Annotated in this window: 17 protein-coding genes; 11 read left to right on the top strand and 6 right to left on the bottom strand. The window is 62.0% G+C overall.

From position 1 onward, the window contains the following. Positions 1-6: 6 nt before the first annotated feature. The 4 genes from P3T21_RS18265 (at position 7) to P3T21_RS18250 (ending at position 4,148) form a co-directional block, all read left to right on the top strand. Positions 7-720: a response regulator gene (locus P3T21_RS18265; protein ID WP_429257340.1), complete on the top strand. Its 714-nt coding sequence runs from the start codon at positions 7-9 to the stop codon at positions 718-720. Then, complete coding sequence (locus P3T21_RS18260) at positions 720-2,060, top strand: ATP-binding protein (protein ID WP_429257339.1); 1,341 nt, start codon at positions 720-722, stop codon at positions 2,058-2,060. The genes P3T21_RS18265 and P3T21_RS18260 overlap by 1 nt, the downstream gene beginning before the upstream one ends. Positions 2,061-2,318: 258 nt before the next feature. Continuing rightward, positions 2,319-3,080, top strand: coding sequence for a DUF4410 domain-containing protein (locus P3T21_RS18255; RefSeq protein WP_429257532.1), 762 nt, complete (start codon positions 2,319-2,321; stop codon positions 3,078-3,080). Positions 3,081-3,296: 216 nt separating this feature from the next. Beyond that, entirely contained in the window at positions 3,297-4,148 is an 852-nt protein-coding gene (locus tag P3T21_RS18250; protein WP_429257338.1) for an alpha/beta hydrolase, read from the top strand. Positions 4,149-4,227: 79 nt separating this feature from the next. On the opposite strand, the gene P3T21_RS18245 is transcribed toward P3T21_RS18250, so the two are convergent. Beyond that, entirely contained in the window at positions 4,228-4,800 is a 573-nt protein-coding gene (locus P3T21_RS18245) for a TetR family transcriptional regulator (protein ID WP_429257531.1), read from the bottom strand. Between the two features lie 387 nt (positions 4,801-5,187). On the opposite strand from P3T21_RS18245, the gene P3T21_RS18240 reads away from it, so the two are divergent. From P3T21_RS18240 to P3T21_RS18230, 3 genes are all read left to right on the top strand, one after another. Beyond that, positions 5,188-5,850, top strand: a complete 663-nt coding sequence (locus tag P3T21_RS18240; RefSeq protein WP_429257337.1) for a DUF3313 domain-containing protein — start codon at positions 5,188-5,190, stop codon at positions 5,848-5,850. A 20-nt stretch (positions 5,851-5,870) separates the two neighbouring features. Continuing rightward, a complete protein-coding gene (locus tag P3T21_RS18235; protein ID WP_429257336.1) occupies positions 5,871-7,430 on the top strand; it encodes an intermembrane transport protein PqiB in 1,560 nt (519 codons plus the stop codon). A gap of 92 nt (positions 7,431-7,522) precedes the next feature. Beyond that, positions 7,523-7,783 carry a hypothetical protein gene (locus P3T21_RS18230; RefSeq protein ID WP_429257335.1) on the top strand — a complete coding sequence of 87 codons (261 nt, stop codon included), beginning with the start codon at positions 7,523-7,525 and terminating at the stop codon, positions 7,781-7,783. 105 nt (positions 7,784-7,888) lie between these two features. Here P3T21_RS18230 and P3T21_RS18225 read toward each other — a convergent pair whose 3' ends face one another. The 4 genes from P3T21_RS18225 to P3T21_RS18210 form a co-directional block, all read right to left on the bottom strand. After that, positions 7,889-9,784, bottom strand: a complete 1,896-nt coding sequence (locus P3T21_RS18225) for a hypothetical protein (protein ID WP_429257334.1) — start codon at positions 9,782-9,784, stop codon at positions 7,889-7,891. A 537-nt stretch (positions 9,785-10,321) separates the two neighbouring features. Then, a complete protein-coding gene (locus tag P3T21_RS18220; protein WP_429257333.1) occupies positions 10,322-13,480 on the bottom strand; it encodes a bifunctional diguanylate cyclase/phosphodiesterase in 3,159 nt (1,052 codons plus the stop codon). Continuing rightward, positions 13,477-14,271, bottom strand: coding sequence for a substrate-binding periplasmic protein (locus P3T21_RS18215; protein ID WP_429257530.1), 795 nt, complete (start codon positions 14,269-14,271; stop codon positions 13,477-13,479). Before P3T21_RS18215 ends, P3T21_RS18220 begins: the two co-directional genes overlap by 4 nt. A gap of 334 nt (positions 14,272-14,605) precedes the next feature. Continuing rightward, positions 14,606-15,499, bottom strand: coding sequence for a LysR family transcriptional regulator (locus tag P3T21_RS18210; protein WP_429257332.1), 894 nt, complete (start codon positions 15,497-15,499; stop codon positions 14,606-14,608). Between the two features lie 150 nt (positions 15,500-15,649). Here P3T21_RS18210 and P3T21_RS18205 point away from each other — a divergent pair, with 150 nt between their 5' ends. The 3 genes from P3T21_RS18205 to P3T21_RS18195 all read left to right on the top strand — a co-directional run bounded on the left by P3T21_RS18205 (position 15,650) and on the right by P3T21_RS18195 (position 18,262). Beyond that, positions 15,650-15,976 (top strand): carboxymuconolactone decarboxylase family protein, encoded by a 327-nt coding sequence (locus P3T21_RS18205; RefSeq protein ID WP_429257331.1) that lies wholly within the window; start codon positions 15,650-15,652, stop codon positions 15,974-15,976. Positions 15,977-16,038: 62 nt separating this feature from the next. Then, the gene (locus P3T21_RS18200) at positions 16,039-17,043 is read left to right on the top strand and encodes an aldo/keto reductase (protein WP_429257330.1); all 1,005 of its coding nucleotides are present in this window, start codon (positions 16,039-16,041) and stop codon (positions 17,041-17,043) included. Then, positions 17,033-18,262 carry a multidrug effflux MFS transporter gene (locus P3T21_RS18195; RefSeq protein ID WP_429257329.1) on the top strand — a complete coding sequence of 410 codons (1,230 nt, stop codon included), beginning with the start codon at positions 17,033-17,035 and terminating at the stop codon, positions 18,260-18,262. The genes P3T21_RS18200 and P3T21_RS18195 overlap by 11 nt, the downstream gene beginning before the upstream one ends. A gap of 170 nt (positions 18,263-18,432) precedes the next feature. On the opposite strand, the gene P3T21_RS18190 is transcribed toward P3T21_RS18195, so the two are convergent. Continuing rightward, the gene (locus P3T21_RS18190; RefSeq protein WP_429257328.1) at positions 18,433-19,347 is read right to left on the bottom strand and encodes an ATP adenylyltransferase family protein; all 915 of its coding nucleotides are present in this window, start codon (positions 19,345-19,347) and stop codon (positions 18,433-18,435) included. A 305-nt stretch (positions 19,348-19,652) separates the two neighbouring features. On the opposite strand from P3T21_RS18190, the gene P3T21_RS18185 reads away from it, so the two are divergent. Next, positions 19,653-22,394 carry a UPF0182 family protein gene (locus P3T21_RS18185; RefSeq protein WP_429257327.1) on the top strand — a complete coding sequence of 914 codons (2,742 nt, stop codon included), beginning with the start codon at positions 19,653-19,655 and terminating at the stop codon, positions 22,392-22,394. Positions 22,395-22,489 lie beyond the last annotated feature (95 nt).

Here is a 22,489-nt window from a genome sequence, read left to right as displayed (position 1 = left end):
GGCGCCATGGACCCGGTGAACAGGATTATCGTGCTGGACGATGAAGCCGAGTTGCGCAACATGCTGCAACGGTTCCTGACCGGGCATGGTTTTCAGGTGCGCGTGGTCGCCGACGGCAAGCGGCTCGACCGCTACCTGCAACGCGAGCCGTACGACCTGCTCGTGCTGGATCTCATGATGGAACCGGAAGACGGCCTGTCCATCTGCCGCCGGCTGCGCGCCGAAGGACAGACGCTGCCGATCCTGATGCTGACCGCGAAGGGCGACCCGGTCGACAGGGTGGTCGGCCTCGAGACCGGTGCCGACGACTACCTCGCCAAACCGTTCCTGCCAGACGAACTGGTCGCCCGGATCCGCGCGCTGCTGCGCCGCCAGAAAATGGCGGCAGGCGATCCGACCGTCACCTCGCAGACCTTGCGCTTCGGCAACTTTCTCTTCGATGTGGGCAAGCAGACGCTGCTGCACCAGGGCGAACCGGTCGAGGTTCATTCCGCGCAGATGCTGCTGTTGCACGCGCTGGGGTCATCGCCGAACCGGCCGGTGAGCCGCGAGAATCTGCTCGCGCGCGCCCGCGGCCGTGACCACGACGCGCTCGATCGCAGCATCGACGTGCAGATCCTGAGGCTGCGCCAGATCGTCGAAGACGATCCTTCGAAGCCGCGCTTCATCAAGACCGTGTGGGGCGTCGGCTACATGCTGGTCGCCGGTATCGAGTCGTGATGCGGCGCGTGCTGTTCCCTCTGTTGCCCCGTTCATTGCTCGCGCGCAACATCGCGTTGCTGGTGGCGCTGGTCGCCCTCGCCCAGGTCTGCTCGCTCACCGTCCTCCTGCATTACGTGCAACGCCCGCGCATAGAACGCGCGGCGATCATTTTCGCCGATTACGTGAAGACGCTCGATGGCGTGTTTGCAGCCATGCCGGCCGATGAAGGCCGCGCGGCGGCTGCACGGCTCGGCGGGCAGACGCAGCTGCCAGAACACACCGGACTGGAGCCGAGCCCCAGTGCGATCCGTTTTTTTCGCACTTATCAGCGCGATGTCTTTGTCGAGGCATTGCAACGCTATCTGCCGCCGGACATCCCGGTGCGATGGCAGAGCGGCGACGGGGAGCGGCTATGGATTCGCGTGCATGTCGCCGGCGGGCCCCGCTGGATCGCCCTGCCGATGACCGAAGATGCGCACGCGAGCGGTATCGCCATGACTCTCGCGCTGTCGGCGGGCCTCGCGTTGCTGGCAGCGCTAACGGGCTATCTGATCCAGTTGCATATCAACCGTCCGCTTCAGGATCTGGCACGCGCGGCGCGGCGCGTCAGCGCGGGCGATGCGCCCGTCGCGCTTCCCACCGACGGTCCGACGGAAATCGCCCAGGTCAGCCGCGCCTTCAACCAGATGACCCTGGCTTTGCAGCAGGCCGAAGCGACGCGCGCGCTGATGCTGGCCGGCGTGTCTCACGACATTCGCACGCCGTTGACCAAACTGCGCCTCGCCATGGCGATGGCGATTCCGCGCGGCGCCGACGATACCTTCGTGGCATCCGCGGAAGGCTATCTCGATCAGATCGACACGATCCTCCAGCAGTTCATGGACTACGCGGGCAGCGGCGAGCGTGAGGTCCCGCAGCCCGGCGATCTCAATGCACTCGTCGGTCAGCTCGCTGCGGACTTCGCGGGGCTCGGGCATGAATTCGAGCTGTTGCCCGGCGACATACCGGTGTTTGCGTTCAGGCCGGTGAGCGTGATGCGTCTCCTGATGAACCTGATGCAGAACGCAGTCGTGTACGGACGGACCGGTTTGTTTGTGCGCACGTGGACCGAAGGCGACTCGGCCTACGTCGCCGTATGCGATCGCGGCAGCGGCATCAGCGCGGAGGAACTGGAGCAGCTCAAGGCGCCCTTCAGTCGCGGCAGAAATGCACGCGGCCATTCGGGCGGCACCGGCCTCGGACTCGCGATCGTCGAGCGCATTGCGCGGCTGCACGGCGGCTCGTTGCAGTTTCGCCCACGTGACGGCGGCGGTCTCGAAGCCGTGGTCGCGTTGCCGCTGAACCGGCATTCCGCCTAGGCCGAAGATCCGCCGCGAGCCTTACGCCCGAACGCAACGTACGGGCGACATGGCGCGACATAATTCCCGCATGGCGCGCAGAGCCGCTTCCTCCCATACTCGCGTCTGCGTGTTGCGGCACACACCAATAACAGGCGGGCCGCACTCACGCAGGCGTGATCTCCGATAGTTTGCGATCCTGTGGATCGAACGATTGTCGGCGACATCTTTTCGACAATTGGCGGCACGACTGTGCCGATGACAGGATCAACATTCAACATGCAGACTTCATTCAGATTCCTCGCTGACAACGCTACTCGTCTGGCGGGCGCAGCACTGGTGGCGGGATCGCTGTTTCTTACGGGCTGCGCCGCGGGTGTCACCGGCGTGAGTCAGGCTACCGTCCAGCCGCACGTGCGGGCGGACATCATCTATGTGGATTCATTCGACGCCACGCCAGATCAGGTGAAAATGGACAGCGGCATGGCACAGAAGCTGAAAACGATGATCGCCGGCGAATCGACTGCGAGCGCGCAGAACCAGACGGCGCGCGAAGCGCGCGAGCAGGTGTCCAATGAAATCGTGAAGCAGTTGCAATCGATGGGACTGCGTGCGGCACGCTCGGACGGCCCCGTGCCCGCAGACCGGAATGCGCTGATCGTCGAGGGTAATTTTCAGAAGATCGATGAAGGCAACCGCAGGCGTCGCGTGTTGATCGGTCTTGGCGCCGGCAAGAGCGAGGTCGGCGCGTCGGTCCAGATCCTGTACAAGCCGGCGGACGGCTCGCCGATGCCGCTGCAAAGCTTCTCGGCCGATGCGGACAGCGGCCACATGCCGGGCGTGGCTGAAACAGCCGGGGCCGGCGCCGCTGCCGGTCATCTCGCGAGTGCGGGTGCAACAGGCGCCGCCCTGCATGGCGCGTCCGAGGTGAAGCGCGACAGCATTTCCGCGGATGCCAAACGGTTGGCCGATTCGATCGCGAAGCAGGTGGCGGCGGCGAGCGCGGCAAATGGATGGATCTCGCCTGAGCGGACGGATTGATGGGTGTGGGTGAGCGTGCTGCCCGTAACCGGGGTATGTCGGCGGCACGCGGTTGAGGCCCGCGGTTGAGGCCCGCGTCGCCCCAAGCTGACGAGACCGTATGGTTCGCTGAAATTTGGTTGTAAGTCGCCGTTGTTACAGTCCTTGAAAGCATTTCGCCGCCGGACGCCGGACCGGGTTCCTGCAAACAGGCAGAAAGGACGAGAGCGACAACCCATGAATACTGCCCGTGCATTCTGGCTCATTCTGACGCTGCTTTTCACGAACCCTGTCTGGGCTTTTCAGTCGAGGGTTGTCGCGATTCCCAGCGCCGCGATGCATAAGTCGTTCGAGGCGACAGTCGTACTGCCTGACCAGTACGTGCGCGGCAACGATGTCGATCGTTTCCCGGTTGTCTACCTGCTGCACGGATCAGGCGGCGACTACACCGACTGGGCCGCGAACACGCAGATCGGCCGGCTGGCAGACCGCTATCACGTGATCCTCGTGATGCCGGACGGCGGTCATGAGAGCTGGTACATCGACAGCCCTGTCGATCCGCGCAGCCGCTACGAAACGTACGTCGGCACGGAAGTCGTTGCCTATATCGACACGCACTTCCGCACGATTGCCACGAAACAGGCACGCGCGATCACCGGTCTGAGCATGGGCGGCTTCGGCGCCCTGCGCATCGCGCTGGACCGGCCCGACGCATTCGGTGCTGCGGGAAGCATCAGCGGCGCCGTCGATCCGCGCGGGTGCAAGGATGAGCCCGGCATCAACCACGTGTTCGGCGACCCCGCCCGACACGCTGCCTTCTGGAACAGCAACGCTATCGTCGAAAATGCCCGCAGCTTTGAAAATGCCCATATCGCGCTGACGATCGATTGCGGCGTCAACGACTCCCTTGTCAAATCGAATCGCGCGCTGCACGAGCGGCTTGTCGAGCTAGGCGTGCAGCACGATTACGCGGAGCGTCCCGGCGGCCACACGTGGGAGTACTGGGCCAACGCGATCCAGTATCAGGTTCTCTTCTTCTCGACTTCATTCCAGCGCAACGACTCGCGCGCGCAGACCGCGCACACGTGACGGCCGGCTTCGTCGCCCCGGCGACGGCCGGGTGACACGTCGGCCCAGGCACCAGGAAGCCCGCCAGGACACCACAGAATCACTCATTCAACGCTGACGGTCCCCACCGTTCCTCGTCGAGCAGGTAATCGAACAACCGGTTACGCTCCTTTTTCGACAGCGGGGAAAGGCCGAGCAGTTCGGTGAAGATCAGCCCTCTGGCGGCCGCCCAACGCACCAGCGCCTGATCGGAATCAGCGGCTTCCGCCTTGATGGATTCGATCTTCTTCGCATCCAGCTTCCGGGTGGAGGCGAGCAGCTCGGGATCTTCGACCAGCGCCGCGATGACCGCGAGAGCGACCGAGTGTGACTGGTTGATAGCCTCCCGCGCAGTCGCGATCGTCGACATCAGCGTGCGCTCCTGCATCGAAGGGTCGGCGCCAGCCAGGTACGTCTGCGAGAAATTTTCGAAGTATTCGACCTGGTGCGCCAGCAGCGCTTTGAGAATGCCGATCTTGTTGCCGAACTGATGCAGCAGGCCGCCCTTGCTGATGCCGCTCTCGCGCGACAGGGCGTCGAACGTCAGTTCGCCCGGGCCGTCCCGGGCAAGAATGGCAAGAGCGGCCTGAATGGCAGCGTTACGGGATCGTTCCGAGCGGGTGGGATTGTCCATGGGCTCCAGTAAAGAGAGTTGCGATTGCGCGCGCAGATCGTGGTCTCGCTGAACCGACCCGCACGCGAGACCCAAAGCGGTCCAGTGATTATGGCCCGTTTGCAGGCGCCGGCGCGGTTCTGCGAGCGCTGCGACCACCCACCCGCATCAGGTCCGGACGACGTGACAGCCGGGCTTCGATAGCACGGCCGACGGCGAAACTGCGCGCACGCATCATACAGGTCATCCGGCAGCTCAGGCGCCGTCGCAGTGAAGTTGCCACCGCAAAACAAACCGTACATCCGGTTTACATCGGAAACTGTCGGTGCTACGCTTCGTTCTCGCATCACGGGCAGGCCACGATCTGGCCGGGGCGCCCCGTTCGCGGAAACTTTAAAGGAGCCTGGAATGAAAAAATCGGACAACGTACGCCTTCTCGTGATCGCAATCGCATGTGCAGCGCTGGCTGGCTGCGCGAGTGAACAGCCGGTTGCTTACTCGGGAATCGCCTCGTCGGCGTACCTGAAGCCCAATTCGCGGGGCGACGCTGCGCGGGTTCCATACCGTTACACGACCCAGGCGGACTGGTACGGCTACCGGAAACTGATCATCGATCCGGTGACGGTCTACCGCGGCGCTGACAATCAGTTTGGCGAGATGCACGATGCGGACAAGACGACGCTTGCGAAGTACATGCAGTCGACCTTTGCGGAGAAACTGGGCAAGCGGTTCGAGATGGCAAACGCGGCAGGCCCGGATACGCTGCGCCTGAAGTTGACCCTCACTGGCGCCGAGACGAGTACCGCAGTCATTTCGACCTTTTCGCGATTCGATATCGCCGGCGGCATCTACAACGGCGTGCAGGCCGTCCGTGGCGGCAAGGGCGCGTTCACCGGCTCCGTCACCTACGCGGTCGAAATCTACGATGCTTCGACTAACCGTCTTCTGCAAGCCTATGTGACGAAGCAGTATCCGAACGCGATGAATATTGGGGCGACGTTCGGCTCGCTCGGTGCTGCGAAGACCGGTATCGACAAAGGTGCCGACGCGCTCGCGGAACAACTGAACTAGCCAGGGTTGATAAGCCGGCCGTGTTCAGTCGACGCACGCCGTCCTCGTTGATCTGGTTCGTGCCGCTTGCCGCAGCGCTGATTTGCATCGCGCTCGCCGTAGAGTCACTTATCGCTCGCGGACCGACCGTTACGATCAGCTTCGTGAGCGCCGAAGGACTCGAGCCAGGCAAGACGAAGCTCCGTTACAGAAACCTCGATATCGGATCGGTCAAGGCGATTCGCCTGTCGCGCGATCATTCGCGAGTACTCGTCGATACGCAGTTGACGGACACCGCGAAACAGTTTGCCGTGGAAGACTCGCGCTTCTGGGTCGTGCGGCCGCGCATCGGCACGAGTGGCGTCTCCGGACTCGAAACAGTGCTGTCGGGCGCCTACATAGGTGTTGATCTGGGTCGTTCGCGCGAGCGGCGTTCGCAGTTTGTCGGTCTTGAGACGCCGCCCATCGTCACCAGCAACCGGAATGGGCGACGCTACGTGCTGCACGGCACGTCGCTCGGTTCGATCGATATCGGTTCACCGGTCTATTACCGGCATGCACAGGTCGGGCAAGTCATGGGGTTTTCGCTTGACCGGGACGGCCATGGCGTGACCATCGATGTCTTTGTCGATGCGCCCTATGACCGGTACGTTGATCTGAAATCACGCTGGTGGCATGCAAGCGGCGTTGATCTGCAGCTCGACTCGCGTGGCTTCAGGCTCAACACCCAATCGCTTGCGACAGTCCTCGCGGGCGGCATCGCTTTCCAGCAGCCGCCTCCGAACCAGTCCGTGGGCGAAGCGGCTCAGGACGGAGCCGCGTTCAGTCTTGCCGACGACGAGGCCGATGCGATGCGCGCACCCGATGGCCCGGCCGCCCCGGTCGTCATGAAGTTCGATCAGTCGCTGCGCGGGCTGTCGGTCGGCGCGGCGGTGGACTTCCATGGTATTGAACTCGGCTATGTGACCGCGATCGACGTCGAATACGATCCGAAGCGCGGTGAGTTCAAGATGCCGGTGACGATGAGCCTCTTCCCGGACCGGCTCGGTTTGCGCTATCGCGAATCGGCTGCGCACCGCGACCCGGAGGAAGGTAAGGCCCTGCTGCGCAAGCTCGTCGCGCGCGGATTGCGCGGGCAGTTGCGCACCGGCAACCTGCTGACGAACCAGCGTTATGTGGCGCTCGACATGTTCCCAAACGCGCACCCCGTCGCCATCGACATGACCCGGACGCCGCTAGAGTTGCCGACCGTGCCGAATACGCTCGAGGAACTGCAGGTGCAGATCGCGGACATCGCGAAAAAGCTTGATCAGGTGCCGTTCGCCGAAATCAGCGCGAACCTGAACAACACACTCCGTAGCGCCGTCAGTCTGTTCGACGAACTCAACACGGAACTCGTGCCGCAGGTCCGCAGCACCCTGCAGGCGGCCCAACAGACTTTCAGTACCGCCCAGGCGACGTTACAGCAGGACGCCCCGCTACAGGCTGACGTGCGCGAGGCGCTCAGGCAGCTGAACCGGACGCTGCAAACGCTGAACCAGCTTGCGGACTACCTCAAGCAGCATCCCGAGTCGTTGCTGGGTGGCAAGGCAAGGGATTAAGGACCGTGAAACCGGCGGCCCGACACGTTTTGTCGCACACAAGTTCGTTCAATCAATCGCGTGCGAAAAACACGCTAACCGGAGCCAGGAACATGTTCGCGTCAATGATCGGGAACTGCATCAGCACACTGGCAGGCGTTTCGCCGATCGCGGCAATGCTGCTGGCGTTTGTAACCGGATACCTCTCGGTTGGCATCCCCGTGCAATTGCGTCATGGCGCCGTCTCGCGCGACATCTGGGGCACAGCGGGCGGATTATGTGTAGCCGCCGCTTACGCAGCGGTTCTTGCTGGCATCGTGCCAGCCCTGCATCATCTGCCATCGACGACGCCTTACGTAGCCCAACAAAGATGAAGGCGCGGCGACGAGACGCGTGCAGGAACGCAAAAGGGCGAACGTTGCCGTTCGCCCTCGTGCGCCTGCCTGAGTTGTTCGGTAACCGATCGGGGAGATCAGTGATCAGGCAGGATTTGCAGCGGTGAAATTCTTGTACGCCGCATACGACGTCTTCTTCGTGACGCCATCCGCTGCGAGCACGCCGAACACATCGCCACCCGGCGTGTCGATCAGCTGATACATCATGACCGACTGCAGATTGTACGTCTGGCGGAGCGAGTAGTACTCCTTCAGCGTGTTGGCCACGTAAGTCGCCTGGGCGGCCGGCGTGTCGCCCGTGTAGTAGCCCCACTCCGTCAGCCAGATCGGCAGGCCGAATGTTTGCAGAATCTGCAGCACATTCGTGAGCCCCTGCGAACCCGCACGTACGATGTCGCCCGACGTTTCGTACCAGTGGAACATCGTGATGTCCCAGCGCAGCGGCGTCGCATTCGACACCGCAGTCGCCGTGCCATTCGGCGACTGGCCATTCCACAACATCTGCAGCGCCGTGTAGGCAAGCGGGACGCCAACGTTAATGCCGCACTTGATGGACGAGTCAACCGACTTCACACCGTCGATCATGCCGCGAAGCACGCCGCGGAACGCAGGCCAATAGGCTGTGTTGTAGTTCGACGGCGAATTGCCTGCGCCGTTGCTGATCAGGCCGTTCGCATCGAGTTCGTTGCCGCATTCGACGTGGCTCACGAGTCCCTTGAGCGGCGTGATGATCGACACCGCCAGCTGGTAGCCGTAGTTGTACGCCGTGGATTCCGACGCGGTCTGGTCGTAGTTCATCGGGTTGATACACGGCAGGATCGAGACGCCGCTACCCTTGAACGCGCCGGTCAGCGCCTTCTGGACGGTTTGCGCCATGCCCGCATCCGCGACGTCGACCCGATAGTTGGTGACGCCGAGATCCTTGAGGATCGCGACCTGCTGCGCGGGCGTCAGTGTCTGGTAGGCGGTCGAGTTCCACGCCATGTGACCGTTCATGCCGAAGAACAGCGAGGTGGCGGCGGGAGTCCCTGCGTTACGCGGATCCGACGTCGCGGCCCAGCCGTTGTTCTGGTAGACGTACCACAGCCCTGACGCGTCCCACGCGTAGACGGCGTGGTTCCAGTACAGCAGCATCGACACGAGAACCGGGCACCAGGTCTGGGCACCGGCACGCAGTACCGCACCGTTGCTCAGCGTCCATACCGCGCTGGCGTTATCGGTAATCGCCTTTGCGGGCGGCACCGTTGTGCCTTGCGTCGATTCGCGTGGATCGTTCGATGTCAGCCAGGCGTTGTTCTGGTAGATGTACCACAGCCCCGACGCGTCCCACGCATAGACGGCGTGGTTCCAGTACAGCAGCATCGACACGAGAACCGGGCAATACGTCTGGGCGCCGTCACGCAGTACCGCACCGCCCGACAGCGACCACGCCGAGCCGTTGGCGTCGGTCATTGCGCTGGCCGGCGGCATGGTCAGGCCCGAAACGGACTCGCGCGGATCGTGCGATTTGTTCCAGGCATTGTTCTGGTAGACGTACCACAGGCCCGATGCGTCCCACCCATAGATCGTGTGGTTGTAGTACAGCAGCATCGACACCAGGACCGGACATCCCGAGTTCACGCCCGCGCGGAGCACCGCACCCCCGGACAAGGTCCACTGGACGCCGTTAGCGTCCGTGATCGAGGTGGCCGACGGTATGGTCGTGCCGGAAGCGGATTCGCCAGACAGGCTCGCAGCCTGCGCACGTTGCGACCTGGCTGCGTTCGCCGTTGCACTGGCGCCGCCACTGATGGGGTCACTGCCACCTCCGCCGCCGCAAGCGGCGAGCGCCAGGCTACCAGCGCCTGCGAAAAGACCCGCCAGGAATCGGCGACGGGTTGCCAGCGTATTTCCAGGATTGACTGTCGAACCGCGCACTGCGGGGACTGCACTTTCTGCCGCCACTGCGACAACGTTTGCTTCTTTTACTGCCCTGCTCATCTCCACTGCCCCCCAAAATTACCGAACGGGGCGGAGTATATGGGCAGGCGGCGCCAATTTATTACCGAATAAATAATTCACAGGAAATTAGCAAAAGCAGCCGCGACAGAAATACCTCTGCGAAATACATGTTCTTTCGGGCATATTTACTTGTCTGATGTTTAAATATAGTCGCACTATATTGATTTATAAGACAAAATAATGGATACAATAGTTTTGAGCTATGCTGGAAAAGGAAGCATAGAGAGGAGAAATTTCCTCACCTGAAATGTGTAAAACAATTAATACGAAATGCGCTAGAAAATGAAACATAATGTAACTGCGAATTCACTGTTATCGCCCGCTTTCCATGTGTGGGAGTGCAGTACATGGGGGCGCGAACAGGCCAGCCCATCGTTATCGGGCACGCGTTCTGCTCTTGACTGTTAGCGGAATAGCAAAAGCCTGCCGCATGCCCAGGGCGGCGAGATGCGGCAGACTTTCGATCGTTACGTCACGCAAGTTCGCCCATATCGGGCGGATGCGCGTGTCGACCGATCAGGTCATCGTGCCTGAATCGACGTTTCTCTCGCCCCTTCTGCCGGACCGGCTTCTCGCCTGATCCCGGGGGCCGAATCTGCTGACAAACCGCTCGAAGCCCTCGATTGGAAGCGGTTTGCAAAACAGGAAACCCTGGTAGGCGTGGCATCCTGCTACCGCCAGAAAATCCCTTTGCGCGTCAGTCTCGACGCCCTCGGCAATCACGCCCAGGTCGAAACTTCGGGCAAGCGCCACGATGGTTCTGGCGATGTCGGCATCGTTGGGGTCGACCAGAATGTCGCGCACGAACGATCGGTCAATTTTCAGCTGGTCCAGCGGCAATCGCTTCAGGTACGACAGCGATGAGTATCCAATCCCGAAATCGTCCAGCGCGAAAGTCACGCCTCGCGCTCTAAGGGCGCTCATCTTTTCGATAATGTCCTCAACGTTCTCGACGAGAACACTCTCGGTCAGTTCCAGCTTCAGCCTGTCTGCCCTCGCCCCCGTTCGATTGATGACCGCCATCACACTGTTTACAAAGTCAGGCTCACGAAATTGCCGGGCGCTTACGTTCACTGCTATCGAAAGATGCGCCATCGATGGCCGCGCCGCCCACGCGGCGAGCTGGGTACACGCGGACTGCAGTACCCCTTGTCCTATCTCGAGGATGAGCCCCGTCTCCTCCGCGAGCGGGATGAACTCGGCCGGAGGTATCATGCCGCGCACAGGATGCTCCCAGCGCACCAGCGCTTCAGCGCCTGTTATGAAGTCGCCGTCAATGACCTGCGCCTGGTAGTGGAGCACGAAGCGGTTCTCCTCAATGGCATTGCGCAGACCCACCTCAAGTTCGGCTCGTTTCAGGACGACCGTCTGCATCGCAGGGTCGAAGAAGCACATTGCATTGCGGCCGCGCTCCTTGGATTTATACATGGCGAGATCGGCCTGCTTGAAAAGCTCGTCCGTGGAAGTCTGCTCGCCATCGAATACAGTGACGCCAATGCTGGCGGTACTGCGAAACTGGACGCCGTTGAGCTGGTAGGTGCTGCCAAGAACGGCGAGGATCCTTCCTCCCACCACCTCGGTCTCCGCGGTCGCTTTCGCCTTATCCAGACTCAGGTTCCCCAGCACGACAACGAACTCGTCACCCCCGACCCGGGCGACCGTATCGCCCTCACTGACACTGCTCGACAGGCGATAGGCAACCTGCCGCAGGAGCAGATCGCCTTTGTCATGACCTAACGTATCGTTTAGCGTCTTGAAATGGTCGAGATCGATAAACATGAGCGCGCCGCAGACCTTCTTCCGGCTGCTGGACGCCATTGACTGCCTCAGGCGATCGAGCAGCAGCGCCCGATTGGGCAGGCGGGTAAGCGTGTCATAGAAGGCAAGTTCCCGGATCTTCTCTTCCGTCTTCTTGCGCTCAGTGATGTCGTGGTGCGTACCGACGTAGTGCGTAACAGCACCGTCTTCACCGGTCACCGCCGAGATGGTCAGCCACTTGGGATAGATCTCGCCGCTCTTTCGACGCCCCCAGATCTCACCCTGCCAACCACCGACGCGGCGGATGGTCTCCCACATCTCGCGGAAGAAATGGACATCATGGAGGTCTGACCTTAGCAGGCGCGGCGTTCGCCCCACGACTTCTTCGGGTGCATATCCGGTGCACTCGGTGAAAGCCGAGTTCACGCGCAGAATCGTACTCTCCGCGTCGGTGACCATCATCGCTTCCTGCGAATCGAAAGCCACGGCGGCGATGCGAAGCTCAGCTTCAATCTGCTTGCGCTCCGTGATATCGCGGCCACTCGTCCGAAAACCGATGAAGTCGCCCCTCGCATTACTGATCGGAACCCAGGAGACTGACAGCCAGACGAGCGAACCATCCTTGCGCACCCAGCGGCATTCAAGGTCGTCGCCGCGAAAGCCCTGCAGCCCCTTCTGAAACTCCGGCGCAACGCGCGACATGTCCTCCGGATGGATCAGCGTGCGTGCGAAGTCGGGCATCGCCATACATTCGTCGACCGTGTAGCCGGTGTAGTGCTCGACGGACGGATTGATCCAGCGCGGCTTCCCGTCCGGCCCCCACCATATTTCCAGATTCACCGTGCAGTCTGCAATGGCGCGAAATTTTTCTTCGTTTTCACGCAATTCCTGTGTCATTGCCGAGGCCAGTCGCATCGCGCGGCCCCGCCCTGTCATCATGAGCCAGGTCAGAAGCGTCAGCAGAAAACTCAACCCCGTACCCGCGATCGCAATCAGCGCCTCAGCATTACGACCCAGTCGCGACCGGAACTCGTCGGAAGCGGTCATCGACAACGTCCAGTCATGTCCGTCGACAACCAGATATTCGTTTGCGGAAATGAGCGTGGGCAAATTCCGGCTGTTTGCATCTGAAGTGCGATGCAGGAGCGCTGCCTCCGATGGTTCTACGCCATCGTAAATAGCCAGCGAGATGCCGGCTGGCTGTTCGCCGTAAAGACTGGCGATCACGTCGTGCATGCGGAACGACGCATAAACCCAACCGGTGATGTGCGCCCGACGCTGCGCTACGTTATCCAGTGTGACACCGGGCGTGTAGATGGGAAGGTACATGATGAAACCGGGCGGGCGGTCCGTTTCCGTGTCGATCGAAAGGCGAACCTTTCCCGAGACGGCTGCCATGCCGGAATCACGGGCCCGCTCCATGGCAAGTCGCCGCACCGGATTGTCCCAGGTGTCGAAGCCGGGCGAACTACGCGTGCGGCCAACATAGGGCTCGCGCTGAATGACGGGGGCATAGTCCTCGCGCCGCCCGTCGGGCTGTATCGTGTATCCCGCTATTCCGCCCTGGCGCATTTCCGCTATGTGGGACTCTTTGTCTGCCGCCGGCACCCACTCGACGACACCGACGGCGTGGACCCCGGAGAAGTTTACGTCGAGATTGAGTGCGCCCACGTAGCGCCGGAACTTGTCGCGGTCAATCGTTCCAGTCGCGGCGAACAGGCTCTGCACGCCTCGCAACATCAGCTCGTACGTCGCCATCCGCTGTTCGACGCGGCTGACGGCGTCACCCATTGAATATTCAAACTGGGTGCGCAGTTCTTTTCGGGTAGCCTGCCGCTCGTGATCCCATACTATCCACGTCAGGCAAAGCGACGTAGCAAGAACCAGTAGCGGGAGCAGGACGGAGCGCCACCTCATGGCGATGCCTGGAAGTTGACCATGGATTCGGCCAGGTCAGGCTTGAAGTACTTTTCGAAGATGCGGCGCACCGTTCCATCAGCACGCATTTCGTCCACCAGCGCCTTCCACTTCGCCCGCTCGGCATCCGGGAGCGCTTTCTTTGACATGATCAGACCGTGCGGCACGGAGGGATCGTTGAACTCGAGAATCGTCGTTACTTCGCGAATCTTCTTCTCGTCCAGGGCGGGGTAATCGAAGGGCTCAATAATCATGCCCTGTATGCGACGAAGAATGAGCGCCTGGTAGAGCGGCTCCAGGCCGCCCGCCAGGCTGATACGGTTCTCTGAAGTCAATTTGTCGACCAGCGCATTGGCCGAATCGCTGTAACGGAAACTGCGGATCACCCCGAGCTGGGAGCGCCCATCGCCCTCAAAATCCGCGACGTCATGGATGCCCGCGTCATTGCGCACAAGCAAATAGTATTTGTTGCTGAAGTACCACGCGAACGATGCATATTGATTACGCTCCTCAGTGGCGATTCCCGAAAGACTGAAATCGAGTGCACCTGATTCGATCAGCTTCCAGATACGTGCGCGCGACATCAGGCTGACCTTGATCTGGCAACCACTACGTCGAATCAACTCTTCCGCAAAGTCCTTGTCGATGCCGCTATCCGTATCAAGCGAATAGAGCAGACCATGGTCGTGCAATCCGAGCGTAAACGGCCGGGAACAGTCCGGCCCGCCCGCGAAGGCGCTACTCACCCCACACACCGCAATTAGCACACCGCCAAGCCAGTTTCGAATCACAGCGCCTCCGCAGCGGTACTTCGCATTTTGAATTTTCATCCGCAACCGCAACCGCGACCCGACGGCATGTCCAGCCAGTCTTCTTTCCTGGCCGGTCAGGTCTTTTTGTACGCTTCCTCAACACGGCGCCTTCCCGGCACACGCGACCAGCGCTCGGGAATTTCGCCCACAAAGCCTCCGCACGCATTATCGGCAAAACTTCGCCATTCTTGAGCGTTGCCTGCATCTTTTTTCCCGATGCACGCTGACCACCCACGCCGACACCAACGACAGCAACGACAGCGAAACGGAGTGACGGCGGCAGACAGATACGACCGGATCGCGCATCGGCACGCTAAGACCTGTAGCGCAGCGCGTCGATCAGCACAGCCAGGGCTCGTGAAGACTGACGGCGACTCGGGTAATACAGGTGATAACCTGGAAAAACTGGGCACCAATCCTTAAGAACCGACTTGAGTCGTCCATCGGCAATATACGGTTGCGCCAGATCTTCGGGAATGTACGCAAGGCCGCAGCCAGCCAGCGCCGCATTGAGCATCTGGTTGGTTCCGTTAAACACTAACTGGCCGTCGACACGCACCTTCACTTCATGACCCGCCTTTTTGAATTCCCAGGCATACAGGCCACCATAGGTCGGTAGCCGAAGATTGATGCAGTTGTACCCGGTCAGGTCATGAGGCGTTTTCGGCCGCGTTCGATTCACGAAACAGGACGGCGCACCCACCACCGCCATGCGCATGTCCGGCGCAATGCGTACGGCGATCATGTCTTTGGCCACCTGATCGCCAAGCCGTACGCCAACGTCAAACCGCTGCGCGACGATATCGGTCAGTCCAAAGTCGATGACGATTTCGATCTTGATGTCCGGATAGTCGGGCAGAAGCTGCGCCAGCTTCGGCTGAAGGATGGTAGCCGCCGCGTGTTCGTCTGTCGTGATGCGGATGGTGCCGGCGGGTTTATCCCGAAGCTCGCTCAATGCCGCCAGTTCTTCGTCGATCTCGTCGAACCGTGGCCCCACCGTCGCCAGCAGACGCTCACCTGCCGGCGTGGGCGAGACGCTGCGCGTCGTCCGCGTCAGCAGCCGCAGCCCTAACCTTGATTCGAGCCCACGGATGGTGTGGCTCAGCGCCGATTGCGACACCCCAAGTTTCGCTGCTGCCCGGGTAAAGCTCTGTTCGCGCGCCACGGCGACGAATGCCAGCAGATCGTTAAGGTTTTCGCGCGCCATTCATGAATCTCGCTCATATGGGTTTGCCGATTCCACCCTCTAGTCACATGCTACCGCAGCCAGTAAATTTGCGGCTGTAGATCGAACCCACATGGGCGCAAGACATTCGCGCGACGGGTCGCGCCGCAAACCTGAGCTGGAGATGACTTCATGGCTGATGAGCCCACCGCAGCACGCAAGGCGTTCGGCGACATCGCGCCGGCGCTCGCGGATTACACCGACAAGGTTCTGTTCGGCGACGTCTGGCAGCGACCGGGCCTGTCTCCACGTGATCGCAGCCTGATCACTGTCGCAAGCCTCGTCGCCCTTTACCGCGCCAACGGACTTCCGTTTCACATCGGCAAGGCGCTCGACAACGGCGTCACTCGCGACGAGTTGATCGAGTTGATCACTCACCTTGCTTTTTACGCGGGCTGGCCGACAGCAAACACGGCTGTTTCAATTGCCCGGCGCGTCTTCGACGACCGCGAGGCTTAACAGGCTGGCTCGACTTTTTCGGCATTTTCTGTCGCAGGCGCAGCCTGAATGGAGCATACAGAATGGACTATCGGTATCTGGGCCGCAGCGCCCTCAAGGTTTCGCCCTTGTGTCTGGGCGCGATGATGTTCGGCGGCGAGACTGACGAGGCAACCTCGAAGCGCATCATCGACAAGGCGTACGACCAGGCTATCAATTTCATCGACACGGCCGACGTGTATCACGCAGGGCGTTCGGAAGAAATCGTGGGCCGCGCGATTGCGGACCGGCGAGACAGCTGGGTCGTGGCTACAAAGTTCGGCTATCCGACGGCGCAGGGACCGAACGAACAGGGACAGTCGCGCAAGTGGATCATCCAGTCTGTCGAAGCGAGCCTGAAGCGTCTGCGCACCGACTACATCGACATCCTGTACTTCCACCGGGCGCTCACGGATGCACCGCTGGAAGAAGGCGTGCGTGCCATCGGCGATCTGGTTCGTCAGGGCAAGATCCGCTACTTCGGCGTGTCCAATTTCCGTGGCTGGCGCATTGCCGAAATCGCGCGTCTGGCCGATCAGCTTGGTATCGACCGGCCGGTCGCGAGCGAACCGCTCTACAACATCGTCGACCGGACAGCGGAGATTGAGCAGTTGCCAGCGGCGGCGCACTACGGTCTTGGCGTGGTCTCGTATAGCCCGCTCGCGCGTGGCGTCCTGAGCGGCAAGTATGCCGTGGATGCGCCGCCACCGGCCGATTCGCGCGCAGGTCGCGGCGACAGGCGGATCCAGCAGACCGAGTGGCGCCCGGAATCGCTCCGGATCGCGCAGACGATCGCAGATCATGCAGCGAAGCGTGGGACGACTTCGATCGCCTTTGCGCTCGCATGGGTACTCAAAAACCGGCTGGTGAGCGCGACCATCGCGGGTCCGCGCACCGAAGCACAATGGGACCGCTATGTCGAAGCGCTGAACCTGTCGCTCGGCGCGGAGGATGAAGCGCTCGTCAACAGCCTCGTTTCGCCGGGACACGCGTCAACGCCGGGCTATACCGATCCCGGCTATCCGATTGAAGGCCGACGTGTCGCCTGAAAGGCAAGCCGCTGCCGGGCACAGCCTGCGGATCCTCGCGATCCTGAGCACCTTGATGGCCTTTGCGTCGATTTCGACGGACCTGTACCTGCCCGCTCTGCCCACAATGGCTGCGGCGCTACATGCCGACGCCGGCACCATCGAGTTCACGATCTCCGGGTATCTGATCGGCTTCAGCCTGGGTCAGCTTCTGTGGGGCCCAACAGGCGATCGACACGGCCGCCGCTTGCCGATCGCCATCGGGCTTGTCCTTTTCGTCATCGGTTCGGCCGGCTGCGCGTTGTCGACGAACGCCGCAATGCTGGTCGGCTGGCGCGCGCTGCAGGCCGTGGGCGCCTGCGCGAGCGTCGTGCTTGCCCGTGCGATGGTGCGCGATCTGTACACGGGCCACCGCGCGGCCCAGATGATGTCGACCCTGATGACGGTGATGGCCATCGCGCCGCTGTTGGGACCGAGCCTGGGCGGACTGATCCTCCATGTGGCATCGTGGCGCGCCATTTTCTGGACGCTGGTGGGCGTCGGGCTGGCGACGCTCGCGGCACTTTGCGCACTGCCTGAAACCTTGCCGCCGGAGCGGCGCAGCCGCGAACCGCTCTGGCGCGCGATGGCCGGCTACGCCGAACTGCTCCGGCATCGCCGGTTGCTCGGCCACGCGGGCGCTGGTGGTTTTTTCTATGGCGGCATCTATGCGTATATCGCTGGCACGCCGTTCGCCTACATCACCTTTCACCATGTATCGCCGCAGTTCTACGGCGTGCTGTTCGGTGTCGGCATCGTCGGCATCATGCTCGCGAACCAGATCAATTCGAGGCGTGTGATTCGGCTCGGCGGCGACAGGCTGATGCGGGCGGGCGCCCTCGGTGCGGCAGCCGCGGGCATCCTGCTTGCGCTCGATGCATGGACGGGCTGGGGCAAATTGATGGGGCTGGTGATACCGCTCTTTCTGTTTGTTTCCGCGGCAGGGTTTATTGTCGCCAACTCGATTGCCGGTGCGCTCGGCAGCTTCCCTGAACGGGCGGGCGCCGTGTCAGCGCTGGTCGGTGCGATCCAGTACGGCACCGGCATCACGGGCTCGGCGCTCGTCGGCATCTTCGCCGACGGCACGCCGTGGCCGATGGGTTGCATCATCGCGCTGATGGGCATCGGCAGCCTGCTTTGCGCGCTGTTTCTCGTGCCGGCTGCCTCCGTCACAAGCACCGAGGCAACCGCTGCGGGCTGAGTAAACTACGTGCCCCACTTGAGTCGGCTCGCTTTTGCCGAAACGCAAGCTATCACTGAAGTTGCACAACCGACGGGCAGTGACAGGACCGCTATCGCGCGGGCTTGAGACCGCTGCGCACATAGCGGCCCAGAGGATGTTCTGTTGCCTTCTACGGCCGGATAGCGGACCTACACCGAAGCCGGCCTCGTGACTCGCTGCAACACCGTCATCGGGCCGAGCTTCCTGATCGTTCCCATCTGGATCTCGTCCCGAACAAAGAGAGATCCCGCAAACCCCAACGCATTGACCGCGACGCCCTCCGCGCGCTCCGCGGACCTCGGCACGAGCAGCATCCATCGGCCGGTGACAAGCAGGTTATACGGCGCCGACTGCTGCGGTTCACCGTTCACATCGATTGCGCGCAAACCGGCTGCATCGAGTAAGGCGAGGTAGCGGTCGAATGCACTGCGCGCCATCTCCAGCGGACGCGTTGCCAACAGCGGTTCCAACCGGGCAAATGCGTGCGCAAAGGCCAGGCCGGGTACCGTGCCAATGGGTCCGTCCATGCGTGCAGCCGCAAGAAGCGGCTCGATCGGTAGCAGCGGGTCTGCTTCGTCGAGCGGCAAGGGTACGATCTGCAGATGCTTGTGGCGTTGACTCGCGCCAGCGGCCGGGCCGCCATTGTAGAAACCAAGCCCATCGAATTGAGCCATGCAGCTGAACAGCGCGCTAAAGTCCGCCGGATTGAGCAAGGCTTCCTGCAGCTCAAAGCGGCGCGTGACGATAAGGAGATGATGGTCGATCACGTTGAACTTGTTGAGCAGGGCAATGTGGGTGTCCGAGATATCGGCGACAAAGAGGTCCGGGTCGTAGGGAAGGAAAGGATTAGCCGCGCAACTGTCTGCCGCGCTGGCCTTACGCATTTGCTGGTCCTCGTCTTTGCGGGCGAGACTCGAGACCTGGCGGATAAGGAAACGCACGCCGCCGTCTTCGATCGTCGTGCGGATCGTCGCGATCGGGCGCAGTGCGCCACCATTCAGCGCATGCGCCGTTTGGCGCAGGACAGCGGGCCACAAGGTTCCGGATTGGAGGGAGCCGTTCATTGCTTTGGCGCACAAGTGGATGCTGCTCTTTAGCCGGGCCCATAAGCCCATAAGCCAGCGCCGGATGCCAGTCGATTCAGCGCGCTGCGGCTTCGTTGCGGCGCACAACGTTATTGCCCCGACACCGTGAAACGCGGGCTGTGCCTTCCTGCAGCGTCGCAGCTTTCTTTATACACTCCGCGGAGCGCCAGCGATGCTGCGCCTGACGGAAGCTGTGTGCGTTCCTCCACGCTCCTCGCCGATTAGCGGCGCACAATGGTCTCGTCGAAGCTGGCCCTGTGTGACGAACCAGCAAAGGAGGATCGATGCGGTCGCAAGTGAGGTCCCGCGTGCGCCTGAGACGCTATGCAATCATGGCGGTGATCGTCGTCGCCGGCCTGAGTGTTATCGGGCGCATCACCGGGGTCCTGGTCGACTGGCTGTGGTTCTCCTCGATCGGCTACGTCGACGTTTTCTGGACGGTCCTTTCCGCCAGGGCGCTGCTGTTTGTCGCGGTGTTCGCTGCCTCGGCGGGCACGATATGGGCGTCGGGGTTCCTGGCACATCGTCACGCAAGGAGCCTCAGCACCTGGCAAGTGCAAGCAGCCCGTTCTTCAGGTCCGACGGAGGTCGTAAGCGCCCTGCCCGACCAGATCGCGGCGCGCATTCCCTGGCGCACCGCCATCGCCGGCGTCGCGGTCCTCCTGGGGCTGCTCATCGCCGTCGGCGAAATCTCAAACTGGGACATGGCGCTTCGCTTCCTTCATCAGGTGCCCTTCGGCGAGCGCGATCCGGTCTTCGGCCAGGACATCGGCTTCTATCTCTTCTCCCTGCCCGCCTTTATCGCGCTCAAGAACTGGCTGCTGCAACTGCTGTTCTGCAGCGCGATCGTGGCGGGTGTGGTCTACGCGGTGCGCGGCGACATCGTGCTCGAACAGCCGCCGCGGGGGCTCTCGCCCGCCGCGGCCGCTCATGGCTCGGCACTGCTCGGCTTGCTCTTTCTGCTGAAGGCCTGGTCCTGGTGGCTCGACCGCTTTCTGCTGCTCTACGGCGACAACGGCGTCGTGGTCGGCGCCGGCTATACCGATGTCCACGTCCAACTGCCGGTCCTGTGGATGCTCGTTGGCCTTGCCGCTGCTTCAGCCGTCGTCTTGTGGGCCAATTTGCGCCGGCGGGGCTATCGACTTCCTGCCGCCCTCGCGATCCTGGTGTTCGGCAGTTCGTTTGGGTTCGGCCTGATCTATCCGGCGCTGTTCCAGCGCTTCTATGTCAAGCCGAGCGAGCTGCAGCTGGAGGCGCCCTACATCGAGCACAATATCGCGCTGACCCGACAGGCCTACGGCCTCGCGAAGATCGAGGTCAAACCGTTTGCCGCCGGACAAGGCCTGAATCTCGCCTCGCTGCAGGCGAATCGCGCGACCATCGACAACATCCGCCTGTGGGATGTCCAGCCGTTGATGGATACCTACGCGCAGTTGCAGGAGATCAGGACCTACTACAAATTCCTCTCTGTGGACATCGACCGCTACCGGCTTGACGCCGGTTACAGGCAGGTGATGCTGTCGGCGCGCGAACTGGAGCCGGCGATGCTTTCGCCCAACGCCCAGACCTGGGTGAACCTGCATCTCCTGTTCACCCACGGCAACGGCGTCGTGATGTCGCCGGTCACCGAGAAATCCACCGAAGGCTTGCCTTCCCTCTATCTGCAGGATATTCCGCCCGTCACCCGCGGCGGCCCGGCGATCCGCGAACCGCGCCTCTATTTCGGCGAAAGCGGTCAGGGCTACGTCATCGTGAAGGGCAGCGTGCCCGATTTCGACTACCCCAAGGGCAAGGATAACGTCTACTCCACGTACAGCGGACGCGACGGCGTCGCCATCGGCAGCACGGTGCAACGTAGTCTCTTCGCCTGGCAGTTCGACGATCCCAACATCCTGCTGACCGGCTACATCACGGACGAGAGCCGGATCCTGCTCCACCGCAATATTCAGGACCGGGTGCACACGATCGCCCCGTTCCTTAGCCTCGACCATGACCCATATATCGTCGCGAGCAACGGGCGCCTTTTCTGGATGCAGGATGCCTATACCACCAGCCAATGGTTCCCTTACGCCCAACCCGCTATCGGCGACGGCGCCAATTACATCCGCAACGCGGTCAAGGTGGTGGTCGATGCGTACAACGGCACGGTCGACTTTTACGTCAGCGATCCTGACGATCCGATCCTGCGGACCTACCAGCGCATCTTCCCGGGGCTGTTCAAGCCGTTGGAAGCGATGCCACAAGACCTGCAGCAGCATATCCGCTACCCTGAAGATCTGTTCCTGATCCAGGCGCAACTCTACCGCGCCTATCACATGGATGCGCCGGAAGTCTTCTACAACCGCGAGGACCTCTGGCAGTTTCCGCGGGAACTGGCCGGCATCGATAGTGGAAATTCACCCACGCCGATGACGCCTTACTACATGATCATGCGGCTGCCTGGGGAGCCTCGCGCCGAGTTCGTCCTCATGCTGCCGATGGTGCCTAGCCAGCGCGAAAATATGATCGCCTGGCTGGCGGCGCGCTGCGATCCACCCGGGTACGGCAAGCTTGTCGTCTACGCCTTCCCTAAGGACAAGCTGGTCTATGGACCGTTCCAGATCGAGGCGCGCATCCAGCAGAATACTGAGATCTCGCAGCAGATCTCGCTGTGGAACCAGATGGGCTCGCGCGTCATCCGTGGCCATCTTGTGGTCGTGCCGATCGAGGACTCGATCCTCTACGTCTCCCCGCTCTACCTGCGCGCGGCGTCCGGTCAGCTGCCTGAACTGAAGCGGGTGATCGCCGCCTATGGCGACCGTGTGGTCATGGAGGAAACCCTGGGCGAAGCCCTGGCGGCGCTCTTCAAGGAGAACGCCCCAGTGGCATCGCCGGTCCGCGGCACGGCGGACGCGCGCGCCCGTGAGGCACTTGCCCACTACAACCGTGCCATTGAGCGGCTGAAGGCGGGCGACTGGACCGGTTTCGGCTCGGAACTCGATGCGCTCCGGCCGCTGCTCGAGGCACTCGGTGCGGGTCGTCCTTAAAGAGCCACCCGCCCCGCGGTCGCGCTTTTCCGCCGAACCGGTCGCGCCCTCCCTCGCGCCACCTCGTTCGGGGCATGAAGTGGTGTCATCCTCGC

Source organism: Paraburkholderia sp. GAS334, assembly GCF_050436625.1.
Classification (GTDB): Bacteria; Pseudomonadota; Gammaproteobacteria; order Burkholderiales; family Burkholderiaceae; genus Paraburkholderia.
This window is presented reverse-complemented; position numbering and strand designations above follow the sequence as displayed.

Excerpts from the sequence above, each read along its gene's own strand:
- P3T21_RS18265 (WP_429257340.1), top strand. The coding sequence starts at position 7 with ATGGACCCGGTGAACAGGATTATCGTGCTGGACGATGAAGCCGAGTTG.
- P3T21_RS18260 (WP_429257339.1), top strand. The coding sequence starts at position 720 with ATGCGGCGCGTGCTGTTCCCTCTGTTGCCCCGTTCATTGCTCGCGCGC.
- P3T21_RS18255 (WP_429257532.1), top strand. The coding sequence starts at position 2,319 with ATGCAGACTTCATTCAGATTCCTCGCTGACAACGCTACTCGTCTGGCG.
- P3T21_RS18250 (WP_429257338.1), top strand. The coding sequence starts at position 3,297 with ATGAATACTGCCCGTGCATTCTGGCTCATTCTGACGCTGCTTTTCACG.
- P3T21_RS18245 (WP_429257531.1), bottom strand. The coding sequence starts at position 4,800 with ATGGACAATCCCACCCGCTCGGAACGATCCCGTAACGCTGCCATTCAG.
- P3T21_RS18240 (WP_429257337.1), top strand. The coding sequence starts at position 5,188 with ATGAAAAAATCGGACAACGTACGCCTTCTCGTGATCGCAATCGCATGT.
- P3T21_RS18230 (WP_429257335.1), top strand. The coding sequence starts at position 7,523 with ATGTTCGCGTCAATGATCGGGAACTGCATCAGCACACTGGCAGGCGTT.
- P3T21_RS18225 (WP_429257334.1), bottom strand. The coding sequence starts at position 9,784 with ATGAGCAGGGCAGTAAAAGAAGCAAACGTTGTCGCAGTGGCGGCAGAA.
- P3T21_RS18220 (WP_429257333.1), bottom strand. The coding sequence starts at position 13,480 with ATGAGGTGGCGCTCCGTCCTGCTCCCGCTACTGGTTCTTGCTACGTCG.
- P3T21_RS18210 (WP_429257332.1), bottom strand. The coding sequence starts at position 15,499 with ATGGCGCGCGAAAACCTTAACGATCTGCTGGCATTCGTCGCCGTGGCG.
- P3T21_RS18205 (WP_429257331.1), top strand. The coding sequence starts at position 15,650 with ATGGCTGATGAGCCCACCGCAGCACGCAAGGCGTTCGGCGACATCGCG.
- P3T21_RS18200 (WP_429257330.1), top strand. The coding sequence starts at position 16,039 with ATGGACTATCGGTATCTGGGCCGCAGCGCCCTCAAGGTTTCGCCCTTG.
- P3T21_RS18190 (WP_429257328.1), bottom strand. The coding sequence starts at position 19,347 with ATGAACGGCTCCCTCCAATCCGGAACCTTGTGGCCCGCTGTCCTGCGC.
- P3T21_RS18185 (WP_429257327.1), top strand. The coding sequence starts at position 19,653 with ATGCGGTCGCAAGTGAGGTCCCGCGTGCGCCTGAGACGCTATGCAATC.